Source organism: Xanthomarina arctica, assembly GCF_014638915.1.
Lineage (GTDB): Bacteria > Bacteroidota > Bacteroidia > Flavobacteriales > Flavobacteriaceae > Xanthomarina > Xanthomarina arctica.
Window position 1 is genome coordinate 196,345 of the sequence record NZ_BMFQ01000002.1, and the last position, 17,262, is coordinate 213,606.

Here is a 17,262-nt window from a genome sequence, read left to right on the forward strand (position 1 = left end):
AAGAAATCCCTTTAATTTTATTTTACTATGAAGCGTAGTTCTATATATCTTTTTTTTAAGAAACCTATGGTAGCTGGTTTTTCCATTTTTATTCTCCTGCTTTTTATTACCCAATATATTGCTTACCAGAAGTATTTAATACATGAAAATGAGCAGAGAAAAGAAACCCTTATCCAAGTAAATGTTATTAAAGAGAAACTGCAGGCTTTGGTTATGTATAGTTATTCCGCTACCAAATCTTTACAATATATTGTGGAAAGAAATGGGATACCACCGGATTTTGAGAAGATAGCTACCGAATTATTAAATAGAAATAAATATTTTGATGTTGTAGAATTAGTTGATGGAGATGGCTTTATAACGCATGTGTATCCATTAAAGAATAATGACGTACTAGGATTAAATATTTTAACAAGTTCTGAATCTAGTAGTGGCGCACTAGCTACTTTAAAAAGGAAAGATTTTTTTATAGCGGGACCCGTTAATTTAAAGCAAGGTGGCATTGGCATGATTAGTAGACAACCTATTTTTATAGAGAACAAGTTTTCAGGATTTACTGCCGTTGTTACCAAACTTTCCACTTTTTTTAATGACCTGAGTATCGATAGCACCAATGATAACGGTTTTATATATCAATTATCGCGGGTAAATCGTGAGACAGGGAAAGAAGATTATTTTTTTAAAAGAGACATCTCGGCTTTTAAAGAATTTGCAGTACCTATAGAAATGCTTTATGGCGAATGGAAACTATATGTTATACCTACAAAGCACGAATTTAATACAGGAATTCGGTTTGCTTTAGTTGGGTTTTTAATAGCCATTGTTGGAGGTTGGCTTGTTTGGTTTTTTGCAGGACAATCTGTGAGGTTAAATAAACTTATTAATCTGAAGCTAATAAAGCAAGAATCGGAATTAGAATTAATTCATAAATCTTCTAGAAAACAAATAAAAAAGAGTGAATCAAATTTAAATAGAGCACAGCAGATAGCCAAGCTTGGAAATTGGGAGCTGGATTTAACTTTAGAGAAAGGCAATTTAACTTGGTCCAAAGAAATGTATCGGATATTCGAAAAAGATCCTGAAAAATTTGAGGTTACTAACGATACATTTTACGAAGCTATTCATCCAGATGATAGAGCTAGGGTTCTTGACATATTCACAAATGGTGTTAAAAACAATAAAGGGTATCGCATAACATATCGCTTAAAACTCGATAATAATGGTATTAAATATGTAGAGGAACAATGCGAATTTATTTATAATGAAAACCAGAACCCTAAAAAAGCTTTTGGTACCATACAAGATGTTACTGACAGAAAAAAAATTGAAGAAGTATTAAAAAATAGTGAGTTATTGTATAGAAACCTTGCTTCTAATGCACCTGTGGCTATTTTTAATTTAAATAAAGATGGTGAGTGTACCTATGTTAATGAAGAGTGGATGAGCTATTCTGGTTTGACATTTAATGAAGCTATGGGGTCCGGTTGGCAAGTTGCTTTGCATCCAGATGATAAAGAACGTATTTTAGGAGAGCTACTAGAGGCTATTTTAAAAAACATAGAGTTTAAATCTGAATTAAGATTTCAAGATAAAAAAGGGAAAATCACTTATTTAGCAGTAAAAATCACAAAACTATTAGATGCTAATAATAGGGTTTATGGTCATATTGGGATTGCATCAGACATTACCGAAAGATTTGATATAGAACAAGAACTGCTTATTTATAAAAATAATCTTGAGAAATTAGTAGATATAAGAACTGAAGAACTCAATGAGAGTAAAGAAGCTTTATTAAATCTTTTAGAAGATATTAATTCTCAATCTATAGAGTTAGAGAAGGAGAAAGTGAAAGCGCAATCGGCAGATTTAATGAAATCTGCATTTTTAGCGACCATGTCTCACGAGTTAAGAACACCTATGAATTCCATTATAGGTTTTACCAGTATCTTGCTAAAGGAATTTGCTGGCCCTTTAAACGAGGAGCAAGCAAAACAAATAGGGATGGTTAAAACCAGTGGACAACATTTGTTAGGGCTGATCAATGATGTGTTAGATATTTCTAAAATTGAAGCTGGGGAATTGAAGGTATCTCTTTACCCTTTTAATTATATCGATTCTCTTCAAAAAACAGTAGAATTTTTATTGCCTCAAGCATTAAAAAAAGGATTGTCCATTGAATCTGAAATTTCTATAATAGATATCACTCTTATAAGCGATGAAAGAAGAATAGAGCAAGTGCTCTTAAATTTGCTTTCCAACGCTATTAAATTTTCAAATATTGGTGCAATTAGAATAAAAGTGGCTGTTAAAGATCATTTTGTTGTAACTCAAATTATAGACCAAGGTATTGGAATAAATAAAACGGATTTAAATAAATTATTTATGCCTTTTATTCAATTGGAAGGCGGTTTAAGCAGGAGTCATGAAGGAACGGGGCTTGGCTTAGCTATTTCGAAAAATTTAATTGATAAATTAGGAGGTCGAATTGAAGTAGAAAGTATCGAAGGGAAAGGCAGTACTTTTACGTTCTATTTACCCATAGAATGATTTGCTTTTCAATGAGCTTTTTAATTATATTGATAATTACAATATCTAATTTATTATATTTATCAGCTATACACTTAATGTTTTAGAACTATTCACTTAAAAAATATGAAATTATCGGTTTTAATAATTGAAGACAATGAACAAAATATGTACATGTTGTCTTATCTGCTCGAAAAAAGTCATTATAATGTCATAAAAGCTTATAACGGTAATGACGGCTTAACGTTAGCACATGAAAATAAACCAGATATTATTTTAATAGATATTCAATTACCGGATATGGATGGTTATGAAATATGTAGTAAGCTGGCATTTAATGGCTTACCAAAAAACACGGTATATATAACAGTTACTTCCTATGCTATGGGAGGTGATAGAGAAAAATCTATGGAAGCTGGTGCAGATGGATATATAGAGAAGCCTATAGATCCAGACTTATTTGTAGAACAAATGGAACGTATTTATAAAGCAAAAAATAGTTAATTGTAATGAGTACGGTTTTAATAGTAGATGATACGTTCGAAAATTTATACTTGCTTAAGGTTATTCTTGAGGAGGCAGGTTATTTGGTAATAGAAGCTAAGGATGGAAAAGAGGGATTAAAACAATTGCACAAACATGATATAGATTTAATTATATCAGATATTTTAATGCCTGTAATGGATGGCTATATGTTTTGTCAAGCTTGTAAAAAAGACGATTTATTTAAAGATATTCCTTTTGTTTTTTACACTTCTACCTATACTGAAAAACTTGATGAAGATTTTGCCTTAAAACTTGGCGCTGTGCACTTTTTAAGAAAACCTACAGATCAAGAGAATATACTAAAGGTACTTAAAGATATATTTAATGGAGAAGAACCAAAAACAAAAACTACCAAAAAACCTCAGTTTACCGAGGAAGAAGTTCTAAAACTCTATAGTAAGCGCCTAATTAGTAAACTGGAACAAAAGAATTTAGATCTCGAAAAAGAAGTATTTGAACGACAAAAAGCAGAACACTTATTAATTCATGAAAATGAAGTTTTGGATTTAATAGCTGTAAATACTCCTATAGAAAAGATTTTTGACCGGTTGCTTTTAAATTTTCAATCCTTACATCCAAAATATTTTGGAACTCTAAGTTTACTAGATAAAGATGGGATTCACCTAGATTTAATCTCAGCGCCATCTATGCCAAAAGAATATGGCTTAGCTATAAAACGTATTGTAATAGGTGAAAGCGTTGGTTCCTGTGGTACGGCTGCTTTTAGAAAACAGCCTGTAATTGTTTCGGATATAAGTACAGATGCCTTGTGGCTGAATTATAAAGATCTTGCTGTAAAACATGGTTTATTGTCTTGCTGGTCTTTGCCAATAGTATCCAAAAACAATATTGTTTTAGGAACCTTTGCTATTTACAGTATGGCTATTAGTACGCCATCCTTAGAAGATATACGCGAACTAGCATTAGCTGTTAACTTAGCTCATGTGGCAATCGAAAAATACCGTATTGTTACTGAAATTAAAAAGAAAGACGAATCTTATAAATCTTTAATAGACCAAGCAAGTGATGCTATTGTAACTTATACATTGGATGGTACTATTTATAATTTTAATAAAGCTAGCTATACTACTTTAGGCTATACGGAAAAGGAATTTTTGAAATTAAAAGTCCAAGATTTGATAGTAGGAGATATCATAGATAATCCATACACTATAACTCAGTTACAAAAAGAGAAACCTGTAATTTTTGACAGGCAGTTTAGGCATAAAAATGGATCGATACTAGACGTAGAGATTTCTGCGAAACTACAGAAAGAAGGTAAGGTTGTTGGGATTGTTCGCGATGTTACGGAGAAGAAAGAAAATTTAAATAAAATTAAAAGAGCTAAGGAGTTTTCAACAGGGCTATTGAAGTCGATGAGAGAAGGCTTAGTTGTAATCAATTTAGAATCAGAAATAATTAGTGTGAATCCTGCATTTTGTGAAATGACGGGTTTTACTGAAAAAGAATTACTAGGTGTTAAACGTCCATTTCCGTATTCTCCACCAGAATTAAGAAAAGAAAATGATAAGCGTTATGCAATGTTATTAAAAGGAGAAAATAAGGGTGATTATGAAAATACGTATATGCGTAAAAACGGAGAGCGTTTTCCTGTACATGTTTTAATTTCAAGTATTTATGATGAGAATGGCGTGAAAACGGCCAATTTCTCAACTGTTCAAGATATTACACAACGGAAGAAAGCTGAAATAGATTTAAAATTGGCCAAAGAATTTACAGACAACCTGGTTATGTCTATGCAGGAAGGGCTAATAATAATTAATCTAGATGTGAAAATTATTCTGGTAAATAATTCTACTTGTAGAATGCTAGGTTATTCTAATGATGAGTTAATGAGTATGGAGTTTCCTTATCCATTCATTAAGCAGGAAGATTTTGAAGAAATTATTAGAAAGAGAGAAAAAATGATTCGTGGCGAACATAACTATTTTTTGTTTGAATTTAAAAGGAGAAATGGCGAAACGTTTTTAGCATCATTCTTAATAGGAAATATAAAAAATGATAGTGGAGAGGTCATTGCTTTGTTTGCAACCATGAAAGATGTTTCTGAAGAAGAAAAAGCTAAAAAAGTGTTACAGGATAATGCCAGAAAATCTTTAGAACGTAAAAATGTTATTTTAGAATTAGCCAATTTAGTAGGAACAGATTATAAAAGTGCCTTGAGACGCATTACGGCACTCTCCGCAGAAACTTTAAATGTTAGACGTGTTGGGGTTTGGAAATTCAATTCTGAAAAAAATAAGATTGTTTGTGAGAAACTGTTTGATTTAAAAGATCAAACTTATGGAAATCAAGGTTTAGAACTAATAGAAAAAAGCAATCCTAATTATTTTGAAGCCCTATTTAAAAATAAAACTTTAAGGATAGATGATGCTCTAAAAAATGATGTTACTAAAGACTTTGCAAAAGATTATTTACTACCTATAGGTATCACTTCCATAATGGATGTTGTTATTCGGGTTTCTGATGATTTTTATGGGGTGTTGAGTTTTGAACATATTGGAGCTAAACGAAAATGGAGTGAGGATGAAGAGGAATTTGCTACCTCTATCTCTAATTTGGTTTCTTTAATGATTGAGAGCTCACAAAGAAAAATAGCTGAAGAAGAATTGGTTGTCATTAATAAACAACTTAACAATACTCTAAATGAGGTCATTGAATTAAAAAGTCAATTAGAACAAGAAAATATTTATCTAAGAAATGAGTTAGACCTAGTGTTTAACTATGAAGAAATGGTTTATGGAAGTGTGGAATTTAGTAATGTTTTAAACGAAGTAGAAAAAGTTGCGCCTACCAATGCCACTGTATTATTGTTAGGAGAATCTGGTACGGGAAAAGAGTTGCTTGCAAGAGCCATTCATAATATAAGTTCTAGAAATAAAAAACCATTAATAAAAGTGAACTGCTCTGCTATTCCAAGAGAGCTTTTGGAGAGTGAACTATTCGGACATAAAAAAGGCTCGTTTACCGGTGCGTTTAGCGATAAAATTGGAAAGTTTGAATTAGCAGATGGGGGTACGTTATTTCTAGACGAAATTGGAGAGTTGCCTTTAGATATGCAACCTAAAATATTAAGGTTCTTACAAGAAGGAGAAATAGAGGTTGTTGGAGGTGCTGGTACAAAAAAGCTAGATGTAAGAGTTATGGCCGCCACAAACCGAAATCTTTTGGAAGAGATTGAAAAGAAGCAATTTAGAGAGGATTTATATTTTAGGCTTCATGTATTTCCTATAGAAGTTCCAGCACTACGCAAAAGAAAAGATGATATCCCGTTGTTAGTGGAGCATTTTGTCGATAAATTTAATAAAGCCTATGAAAAGCATATTAAGTTTATTTCAGATGAAGCCATGAGTCAACTAAAAGCTTACAACTGGCCTGGTAATATTAGAGAGTTGGAGAATTTAATAGAACGTGCATCCATACTCTCAACCAGTGACACTTTAGTTATACCTGGTTTTGAAACTACCAATCAAAAAACCAAACATCGAATAGATAGTAAAGACGTCTCACTTGATTCTATTTTACGAAATCACATCCTTCAAATTCTCGAAGAATGCCAATGGAAAATTAGCGGACCAAAAAGCGCTAGTGAAATGTTAGGTTTGAAAGCGAGCACTTTGCGAGATAAAATGGCCAAATTGGACATAGTAAAGCCGGAAAAAATTTAACGGTATACCGTGACTTTGGTTTATTGACTTGAATAGTAACGGTATACCGTTACCGTGTTAATTGGTTAAATTATAAATAAAAAACACAAAACACTTGTAATGAGGGTTTTGTGTTTTTTTTTATGCTTTATTTAACTCTTGGCACTTGTATTGGAGTAAGCTTTCGAAATGAAACACATGGAAAAACAATTACTCATCGGTCATTCTAAATTTTGGATAGATAAAAAAATTATCTATTGCAAAGTAGATAGTGATTTTAATACTGAGAAAGTTGATGAAAATGTAGAGGTTCTTTTTGTACAAACTATAACGGTTTTATCTCAGGGTAAATTTTTACCCTTCTTAATTGATGTAAGAGAACTTGATTTTAATCAATCAATAAAGTTATTAAAGCTTCTTTCTAATTGCGCTAGAATTAAGTCATTAATACTATCTAAAACATTCCTAGTAGATTCTTATAAGTTCAAGGTTCTATTATCCATATATAGTTTTATATGTAATCCTATTGTTCCAGATTTTGTTTTTAAAAACGTTAAAAGGGCCGTTGAACATTGTGATGACGATAACATGATATTTAATGCAGTGAACTAATCATATGAACAACGAGGACAACATTATTACTATAGGATCAACAAAGCTTTGGACAGACGCCAAGGACATCCTTTATTGTAAATTTAGTAGTAATGACCCTAACTCACAATTAGATTCCATTAGAGCAAATAAATACATAAATGCCATTGCTCTTTTGTGTAATGGTAAAGCCATGCCATTTTCAATAGATTTAAGAGGCTCTCGTGGCACTTTTTTACCAAACGCCGCCATTCTTATTGCTAATTCTCCCACACTAAAAAAGCTCCGGATTTCTGAAGCTTTTATTACAGATTCAATAGGTATTAAATTGCTAATAGCTTCATACAAAAGGATTTATGACCCTACAACACCATATCGTATTTTAAACAATACGGAGCTTGCTCAGCATTATTGCAAAGAAACAAAAAACAAGTTCTATGGAAGCAATTAAATACTATTTACCAACAAATTTAAATGAGAGTGTGCTGTCTTTAATTAAAGACAATACCATTTTTACTCTTACAGATTCATTAGGCAGAATAGAATATGCCAGTAATGCTTATTGCTTACTTGTAGAAGTTCAGGAACATAGACTTATTGGTGAAACTCACAAATTATTAAAATCTCATTTACATTCAAGTTCGGTTTATAAGAGTTTATGGAGAACCATTAAAATGAGAAATAAATGGCATGGTGTTTTAACAGAAACTTTAAATAATGGCAAAGTTATTTGTTTAGATACAACCATCATACCTATAAAAGATGAGATTGAAAACAATATAAAGTATGTCGCTTTATATCAAGATATTACAGAGCAGTATTTGCGTAATAAAGACATGGTTGCTACAAATACTAAAGATGAAGACTTTCTAAAAAGTATGCCATATCATGTGTTTTCCATAACGAAACACGGTAAAATTTTAAATGCAAATAAGAGCTATCATCAGCTAGAAGTTTCAGAATTAATAGGCACGTATGTTTATGATTATATCAAATTAACCTCTTTAGAAGATTTTAAAACACATATTGATTTAGTGTTTTCTAAAAAGGTGCCTAATCAATTTGAAATTCGTGAGGCTGATTCAAACGAAGTTATAAAGCCATATACGGTTTTAATCTCACCAATTTTTAATGAATTGGGAGGTGTGTTTTCTGCTACTGTTACAATTCAAGAAAGCTTTAAAACGGATATAATAAGTAAAGAAGAAAGAGAAGCTGAAACCAAATGCAAATTAATTTATCAATCTATTAATGTAGGAATTATAGTTGTAGCAGATAGTAATGGAAATATTACGGAATGGAACAAAGGAGCAGAGTTAGCATTTGGCTATTCTGAATCGGACATCTTAGGAAAACCTCTGACTATTTTAATCTCTAAAAACTTTAGAAAAGTGACTATTAAAGAGTTGCTTAAAGTGTCTCATAAACTTAAAAACAATCAAAATATTGATTTAATTGAAATGTACTGTCTGAATAAAGATGGACAGGAATTTCCAGTCGAATTTGCTTTAAGTAGTTTGAATTTTAGAGGTGAGAGAATATTTTGTGCCATGATGTTGGATATCACTAATCGTAAAGCATTAGAAAACAAATTAAAGCAAAAAACGAAAGATTTAGAGTTGTTTTTATACCGTTCTGCTCACGATTTAAAAGCACCTTTTTCTTCGGCAGAAGGCTTGTTAAATTTATTAAAAGACGAAAAAACAAAAGATAGACTCAAAATATTAGACATGCTTGAGACTACTATATCTCAAGGGAAAATTTTATCAGATAATTTAGCACAAGCTTCTCTTAGCTCCATAAGTAAGAGAGTTCATCATAAAATAGATTTTCATGATATTATTAAAAATATATTAGATGTATTTTCATTTACTAACAAGCTGGATCTTTTTGATATTGATATAGATATTGATGCACCTTATACTTTTTATTCTAACCCAGATTTACTGAACTCCATATTTCATAATTTAATTCAAAACTCCGTAAAGTATTCAATTGAACCTAACCAATTGCATAAGCCTTACATCAAGATATCTGTTAAAACCTACAACGATATTGCACTAATTAAAGTGCGTGATAATGGCGTTGGAATGAATGAAAATGACTTGAAAAATATATTTGATTTATACTATAGAGCTAATAAAAAAGACATTCCCGGGAATGGTTTAGGTTTATATGTTGTTAAGAATATTATAGAAGATTTAGAAGGAGAGATAGGTGTTAAAAGCACTCTAAATAAAGGCTCCTGTTTTGAAATTACTTTGCCCAATCCCAAATAAACTTATTTTCTAACCCCAAATAGAACCTACTTATGAAGTTAAATATCATGCTCATTGACGATAATAAAATTGACTTATTCGTCAGTAATAAAATTATTGAGAGAACCTGCGTTAATTCGAGTGTGAGAACATTTGAAAGAGGTAGCACGGCCATTAACTTTTTAAAAATCTTTGAAAAGATTAATAAGCACCAAGACCAATTTATACCTGATGTTATTTTATTAGACATCAATATGCCAGAAATGAATGGCTTTCAGTTTTTGAAAGAATTTAATAAACTGGAAATTCTAAGAGACAAACCTATTAAGATCTTTATGTTGTCTTCATCAACTCATTTACATGATGTTATTAAGGTGAAGAGAGAGAAGCATTGTGCTGGTTTTTTGAGCAAACCATTAACAATGAAATCGTTAAATAAGGTTTTGAGCGAATCGCAACCTTATTTTAACAGAAAATATTATCAAAATTATACGATGACTAAGTCGTATTAATCGCCCCCTAACAAATCTATTACTAACCATTAAAAACACCTACTTATGAGATTAAAATTTTACTTATGTAACATTTTTGCTTTTTCAAGTTTTATTTGTTGCTATTCCCAAATTGTAAATGAGGGCATACTGCAAATAGATTCAGCAACAAATGTCTATTTCGAAAACGAATACACTAATACAGTTAGTGGTATTCACAGCAGTGATGGCAATTTATATTTAAACCATAATTTTATTAATGATGGTTCAACTATGGCATTATCTGGAACAACTAAATTTAAGAGTGCTACAAATCCGTTATCAAGTATTTCTGGTGCCACAAAAGCTATTAATTTTTATAATTTAGAAATTGATATTACAGCTCCAAATACTAAAGGGTTGTCTGTAGCAGATAATTTTGAGTTGAATGTTAAAAATGCCATTCATTTGGCACACGGAACGCTTCGTTTAATTGGAAAGGCGCAACTTATTCAAAGCCATACGGGTTTGGATGCAAACACGAGTACTTCTGGTAACATGTTAATTGACCAATATGGCTATGCATCAGCATACAAATTTAACTATTGGTCTTCTCCTGTTAACAATAGTGGGACATTTTCCTTATCAGGAGGTCAGTTTGATGGTACAGATTCTAGTATCAACCCATTTGAACCACAGCAAGTCCTTTTTAACTCTGGTTCTCCATATAATGGAATTCCATCTGTTCTTGATGGTGGTAATAATGTTACTACAGCTTTAACCATTAACACACAATGGCTTTATCGTTATGGACAAGGAACAGGATCTTATGCAGATTGGATTAGTATAAATGCTTCTACCGTTTTAAATCCAGGAGAAGGATTTACCATGAAAGGAACTAATACCTTACTGACTGATCAAAATTATGTGTTTTCTGGAGCTCCAAACGACGGAGATTATTTTTCACCTATAGTTGCTGGCGAACAATCGTTATTGGGGAACCCGTATCCTTCAGCACTAGATGCAACTGAGTTTATTACAGATAACCTGACCTTACTTGAGGCTGTCTATTTTTGGGTAGATGGAGGTTCCACTTCACATGCTTTATCAGATTATTTAGGAGGTTATGCCATTCGTAATTTAACAGGAGGAACGCCACCTTCTATTGCCTCTCCATTAATTAGTGGTGTTGGTACTTCTGGTAGTGTCACTGACCCTTCTCAATATATTCCAGTAGGTCAAGGTTTCTTTGTAGAAGCTATTGGAAGTGGAGATATTACTTTTAAAAATTCTCAAAGAGTCTTTAATGTAAATACAACAGAAGATACCATTATTCCTATAGAATCAGAGGAGTATGAAGAGTCTGCAGTAGCTGGAGAACCTACATTTGTTATGGAAAATCAATACCTACGAATTGGTTATGAAGATCCAGAAGGTTTTCATAGACAACTTCTTTTAGGTTTTTTACCAAATTCTAATGCAGATTTGGATTATAACGTTGGTTATGATGCCATTTTAACGGAACATAGAGATGACGATTTATTTTTTGTTATTGAAAACGATTCAGAAAAGAAATATGCCATTCAAGGTTTAAGCAGTTATTCCAATGTTTTGGAATTACCCTTAGGGATATTAATTTCAGAATCGGGTACACATAAAATTATGTTAGATGGTATTGAGAATTTTCAAGATACTGTTTATCTAAAAGATCATGTATTGAATATCACTCATAATTTAAGCGAGTCTAGCTTTGATGTTAATTTAGCCTTAGGAGAACACTTAGACAGATATTCTATTGTTTTCTCACCAGCAACAACCTTATCAACTACTAATGAAACCGTATCTAATATTGATGTGTTTTATGATGGTCATGGTCAGATTGTAGTCAATAACATTGAAAGAACCCAAATAAAAAATATTAAAATATTTAATGTTTTAGGACAAGAAGTTTTAAAACTAAACACCAATCTTAATAGTGTCAATAAATTACAAATACCATTTAATAATAGTCATGGTATCTATTTTGTAAACGTCGAAACTATTAATAGCAATTTTACTAAAAAAATCCTAAACTACTAATTATGAAAAAATTAAACCTACGATTAAGAATACTAACTTTAGCAGTTTTTGCTAGCTTTAGTTTTAACGCCATATCTCAAGTTGGTATTGGTACATTAACTCCAGATGCTTCAGCCATGTTGGATCTAAGTTCTACAGAAAAGGGGCTTTTAGCACCAAGAATGACTTCTGCTCAAAGAATTGCAATAGCAAGTCCAATAGAAGGTTTATTGGTATATGATATTACAGAAAGTGCTTTTTACTTTTATAAATCTAGTGCTTGGACAAAACTTGGTTCAGAGTCGAGAAACAATCATAAAATTATTAAATCTGCTGCAGATTTAAGTGCAGAACTTACAGCAGGTGGTGGTAGTAAATATTTATTATCATCCAATATTTTGTATGAAATAAATGGTACAATTACTTTAGCTCAATCCATAGATCTAAATAATGCTTATATAGCTGGTATAGATACAAACGAAGATGTTTTAGTCAAAATTGGAGGAACCATGTTTGTAGGAAATACAGGTGGAAGTATCAAAAATGTTACGCTTTCTGCTCCTGGAGGAACCATTTTTAATCTAAGTGGAAGCAACACTGAAAATATAATTTTTAGAGATTGTTTTGTTGCTAATTCAGGATCGGTTGGTTCAATAAATGGTTATGGCTTAGTTTTCTTAAGTGTTGTTCAATTTGTTGGAAATACGGCTGGAATTACTTATAGTAATATAACCGATTTGTTAATGAGTAATACGGGTTGGTCTGCTTCTAATGGTGGAACGTATGAAACTTTTACTGGAACTTTTGGTTTTATTGAAAAACAAGGTGGATTTTCTAAAGTTGATGGATCTGCTATAGGTGTAGATTTTAGTAGTAATCCTGTTGTAAATGAAGGTGTATTAACTGGAACTAGCTTTAGTGGAACGAGTGCACAATATGTAAAAGGATATACTGTAGGTTCGTATACTGGTTTTAATTTTAATAATGCTTGGACAGTAAATTGTCCAGGAATTCCAGTAGAGTCAGATCAGGTTGCATCTGGTAATATTTATTATGATGGTTCAATAACAAATGGGTTCGGACAAACATTTAATAATGGGAATGCTCGAAATTTAGCTGGAAATAGCAATACCAATTCTACAACAGCTGTAAACTTAATGAGGGTATCTTCACCAGTAGACAATAGAATAACCTATTTAGGTAAAAAAACAAGAACATTTCAAATAAATGCATCTTTGTCTATTAGGGGAGAAAATGGTCTTGGGAATTATTACGCATTTTTTATAAGAAAAAATGGGTCAACTACTTTAACGGAAACCAATACGCTGATGAGAGTTAACAATGTAGATGACGTTTCAAGTAATTCAATTACTGGTACTGTTGAGTTAGATCCAAATGACTATATAGAAATATGGGTAAAAAGATTAACAGGTACCGGTTCAACTGAAATAGCTGTGTTTTCATTAAATCTAAATATGAAATAAACAAAAATAAATTTCCCTAAGTATATTAATAGTGTTAATTGAAGGTTTGTATCCCTATAAACCGAATAAAACATCTTCTCTAAATTTTAATAGAGGAGATGTTTTTATTTTATATAGCTATTAATTATAAAGAAAAGTTTAAAAGATGCTACTATATTCCCACAAAATATTATCCGTTGGTTTTGTTGCTAAGTTGTACCTTTGTCAATTAAACGATTAATTTGGATCAGGTAGCTCAAATTTTCTCTTCAAATTTTAAAAAACTCCTGCAGTTTTTAAAAAGCAACGATTTCTCAAAAGCCGTTTTGATGGGAATTGCGGTCACTGCACCCATAATTTTGGGATTAACCCTAGAACATTTGGAGGTAGGATTAGCACTTTGTTTTGGAGCTTTTTGGTGTTCCCCTAGTAATGTTAGTGGAAGTCTCAACCACAAAATGAAAGGAATTTTGCTTTCAGCCTTATTGATTATGGTGGTCAGTTTTTTTGGAGGTTATTTACATTATAAAACTTGGCTAATACTTCCTGTTTTAGGATTTCTAACTTTTGGCATTGCTTTTATTTCTGTTTATGGATTTAGAGCCTCCCTGATTAGTTTTTCAGGGTTATTAGCACTAGTTCTTAGTTTTGCTCATACCAGTCAAGAACTTGAAATTTATCAATACGCTTTGTTAATTGGAGTAGGAGGGCTGTGGTATTTGTTATTAGTGGTTATCTGGCACTATATCAATCCGAAAGCTCAAACCGAAGAGATTTTAGCCGAAACCTTTATTTTAACTGCTAAATTTCTAGAAACTAGAGGGCAACTTGTAGGACAGCAAACAAATAGAGAGGCCTTGCAAACCAAATTATTAAATTTGCAATCGGAATTAGTAGAACATCATGCCACTTTAAGGGATATTTTAATACAATCTAGAAAAAGCTCTGGAATTTCTTATTATAAAGGAAAACGCTTGTTGGTTTTCGTTCAATTAGTGGAAATGCTTGAAACAGCCATTGCTAATCCGGTAAACTATGAAAAAATGGATGTGCTTTTTAAACAACATCCTGGTTATATAAATAGCTTTCAGGATTTTATTTTCGAAATGGCACAACAGCTTAGGTTTATTGCCGAATTTGGAAACGATATTAAAAAACTTCCTAAAAGCAAGGAATTAAGTATTTGTTTTGAAAAAATAAAGGAGGAAGTAGGACTGCTTAAAACTTCAGAAGGCAAGGCAGATTATGAAGACTACTTAATGCTCCAAAACTTATTGGAATATCAAGAAAAACAATTTAATAAAATTAAAAAAATTAAATGGCTTTTAGGAAATCCGGATATGGATGCTAAAGATTTTATTGATAGAAACGAATCTAAGCGTTTTATAGTTTCACAAGATTACAATCCTAAAGTATTGTTGAGAAACCTGAGTTTTAGATCCAATATATTTAAGCATTCGTTGCGTTTAGCCGTTACTGTAATGATTGGTTATGTGGTAGGTAATTTCTTCGCATTTCAAAATCCGTATTGGATTCTTTTAACTATTATCGTGATTATGCGTCCTAGCTACGGACTTACAAAAACACGTTCTAAAGATCGGATTATTGGGACTCTTATTGGGGGAGCGATTGCTTCTGGGATGGTGTTATTGATTCAGAATCCTTATATATATGGCGGATTAGGAGTAGTTTCTTTAATCATAGCTTTTTCTATGGTACAGAGAAATTATAAAGCTTCGGCTGCTTTTATTACGTTGAGTGTTGTTTTTATTTATGCCATTATTCAGCCTGATATTACTGCCGTAATACAATTTCGTATTATAGATACCATACTAGGTGCAGCCTTATCTTTTATGTCTATGCTTTGGCTGTGGCCAGCTTGGGGTTTTCTGGAAATTGGAAAGAATATTGAAACAAGTGTGGTGGCTAATAAAGATTTTTTAGGAAAGATATCTCATTTCTATCAGCATAAGGGCAAGGTGCCTACAAGTTATAAGTTATCGCGTAAAACGGCTTTTTTGGAGACTTCTAATCTAAATGCCGCCTTTCAAAGAATGACTCAGGAGCCTAAATCGAAACAGAAACATTTGGATAAAATCTATGAGCTAGTCGAATTGAATCATACATTTTTATCGTCCTTAGCTTCGTTGAGTTCCTATATCCAATTTCATCCCACTACGGAAGCTTCGGAGAGGTTTAAAATGGCCATTACTAAAATAGATGATAACTTGTCTCAAGTTATCACATCCTTAAACGGAGGAAAGTCGCAAAATATGGCTTCAACGATTCTTCAAGGGGATGTCTTTTTTAAAGAACAGTTAGCTCATGAAAAACTATTTCTGGCACAAGAAGACAAACATCTGGAAAGACATGACCAAGAAGCCCATTTGGTTTGGGAGCAACTTAGATGGTTATACACCATTAGTGGAAGCATGTTAAAACTAACTTCTTCTATTGATTTTGATTAACCAAGTTTCAACTTGAAACTATTAGAAGGCTTATTATAAATTAGTTTACTAAATAATAACTAATTATTGGAGCGCAAGTTTTTTATTTGTGGCACCTAGATTTGTATGCACTCTAACAATGCTAAAAGTTTCTTTTGTAAATAGAAATGGTAATCTCAATTCTCTTTTATTAATATTATTAATATCTAAGATTCGTTTCCCCATTAAATTAAAAATTTCCATTTTGGTAATTGTTTTATTTGAAAGCACTAATATCTCTTGAGACTTTCTTAAATACGAAATAGAAGTATTTGGAACGCTACTAACATAATCATTTATGTTTAAGCCGTTGTCGTTTAAGTTGTTAGTAAAGGCAAGAGAGTAACGATCTAAATAAGTTCCTGGACTTACATTCTCTTGGAAGTCCATTTCATTTAAAAGCGTGTAGGTATTATTGAAAGCATCAAAAATAAAGATATCAATATCCGTGTCAAAATTTTCCAAAGAATTGAGCGCAATTGTTATATCTCCTGCATTTGTAATAAACATACCTAAAGGATAGTGGTTTGTATTATCAAATTCTCCAACACCTTGAATTACATAGCGTTCTCCTTCAATCATCCAATTTAAATCGTCTGGAAAATTATCTACATTTTGTGCATCGTAACCATAGTCAATTCCTTCTGTAGCAGCATTATCTGGTGTGAATGCTAACAGTAAATGACGTACATAACCATTTGGCATGGTGAAATCTAATCTGACACGTTGAATCTCGTTAAAATCATAGGTTTCAGTTATTTCTTTTGAAAAGGGATTTGCATTTGTAAGTGTTGTAGTACACAGTGAAATAAGTAATAAGTAGATTAGTTTGTTCATTTTCTTTAGGGTTTAAATGAATTGGTATAATTTGGGTTTTACAAATATAGAAAAGCATTCCAAAAAACCTTTGAAATACAGATTAATTCGATTAAATACATCCTTTTTGTAAAGTTATTCGTGATTTTGTAGGAAGATTAATATGTAAATGCCTTATTTATTGGCTGTTGGATTAAGCTTTGAGCTTTCGTGAATAAGCTTGTCTTTGTTTATACACTCTTCATACATTAGCCATACTTGAGCTATACATTAGCTATACATGAGCTATGCAATTTAGCAAAGGCATGTTGATAACGATGTTGTTGGTTGTTTGTTGTTAAGTTGTTTAGGCTTCCTTGTATGAGATTGTCGCGTTCGTT

11 protein-coding genes are annotated in these 17,262 nt (G+C 31.9%); 10 read left to right on the forward strand and 1 reads right to left on the reverse strand.

Annotation, left to right across the window (positions count from 1 at the left end):
- Nucleotides 1-66: 66 nt before the first annotated feature.
- The 10 genes from IEV77_RS07250 (at nt 67) to IEV77_RS07295 (ending at nt 16,048) form a co-directional block, all read left to right on the forward strand.
- On the forward strand, nt 67-2,547 hold the full coding sequence (locus IEV77_RS07250) for an ATP-binding protein (protein WP_188463337.1): 2,481 nt from the start codon (nt 67-69) through the stop codon (nt 2,545-2,547).
- Nucleotides 2,548-2,652: 105 nt separating this feature from the next.
- On the forward strand, nt 2,653-3,030 hold the full coding sequence (locus tag IEV77_RS07255) for a response regulator (RefSeq protein WP_188463339.1): 378 nt from the start codon (nt 2,653-2,655) through the stop codon (nt 3,028-3,030).
- A 5-nt stretch (nt 3,031-3,035) separates the two neighbouring features.
- A complete protein-coding gene (locus IEV77_RS07260) occupies nt 3,036-6,761 on the forward strand; it encodes a sigma 54-interacting transcriptional regulator (protein WP_188463341.1) in 3,726 nt (1,241 codons plus the stop codon).
- Nucleotides 6,762-6,938: 177 nt separating this feature from the next.
- A complete protein-coding gene (locus IEV77_RS07265) occupies nt 6,939-7,352 on the forward strand; it encodes a DUF7793 family protein (protein WP_188463343.1) in 414 nt (137 codons plus the stop codon).
- 4 nt (nt 7,353-7,356) lie between these two features.
- Nucleotides 7,357-7,782 (forward strand): DUF7793 family protein, encoded by a 426-nt coding sequence (locus IEV77_RS07270; protein ID WP_188463345.1) that lies wholly within the window; start codon nt 7,357-7,359, stop codon nt 7,780-7,782.
- A complete protein-coding gene (locus tag IEV77_RS07275; protein ID WP_188463347.1) occupies nt 7,769-9,610 on the forward strand; it encodes a PAS domain-containing protein in 1,842 nt (613 codons plus the stop codon). Before IEV77_RS07270 ends, IEV77_RS07275 begins: the two co-directional genes overlap by 14 nt.
- A 32-nt stretch (nt 9,611-9,642) precedes the next feature.
- Entirely contained in the window at nt 9,643-10,101 is a 459-nt protein-coding gene (locus IEV77_RS07280; RefSeq protein ID WP_188463349.1) for a response regulator, read from the forward strand.
- Nucleotides 10,102-10,146: 45 nt separating this feature from the next.
- Nucleotides 10,147-12,138 (forward strand): DUF8693 domain-containing protein, encoded by a 1,992-nt coding sequence (locus IEV77_RS07285; protein WP_188463351.1) that lies wholly within the window; start codon nt 10,147-10,149, stop codon nt 12,136-12,138.
- 2 nt (nt 12,139-12,140) lie between these two features.
- Nucleotides 12,141-13,601 (forward strand): phage tail-like protein, encoded by a 1,461-nt coding sequence (locus tag IEV77_RS07290; RefSeq protein ID WP_229736607.1) that lies wholly within the window; start codon nt 12,141-12,143, stop codon nt 13,599-13,601.
- Between the two features lie 221 nt (nt 13,602-13,822).
- Complete coding sequence (locus IEV77_RS07295) at nt 13,823-16,048, forward strand: FUSC family protein (RefSeq protein WP_188463353.1); 2,226 nt, start codon at nt 13,823-13,825, stop codon at nt 16,046-16,048.
- A 63-nt stretch (nt 16,049-16,111) separates the two neighbouring features.
- Here the strand turns inward: IEV77_RS07295 and IEV77_RS07300 are convergent, their stop codons facing one another.
- Nucleotides 16,112-16,903 carry a DUF8693 domain-containing protein gene (locus tag IEV77_RS07300; protein ID WP_188463355.1) on the reverse strand — a complete coding sequence of 264 codons (792 nt, stop codon included), beginning with the start codon at nt 16,901-16,903 and terminating at the stop codon, nt 16,112-16,114.
- Nucleotides 16,904-17,262: the final 359 nt, after the last annotated feature.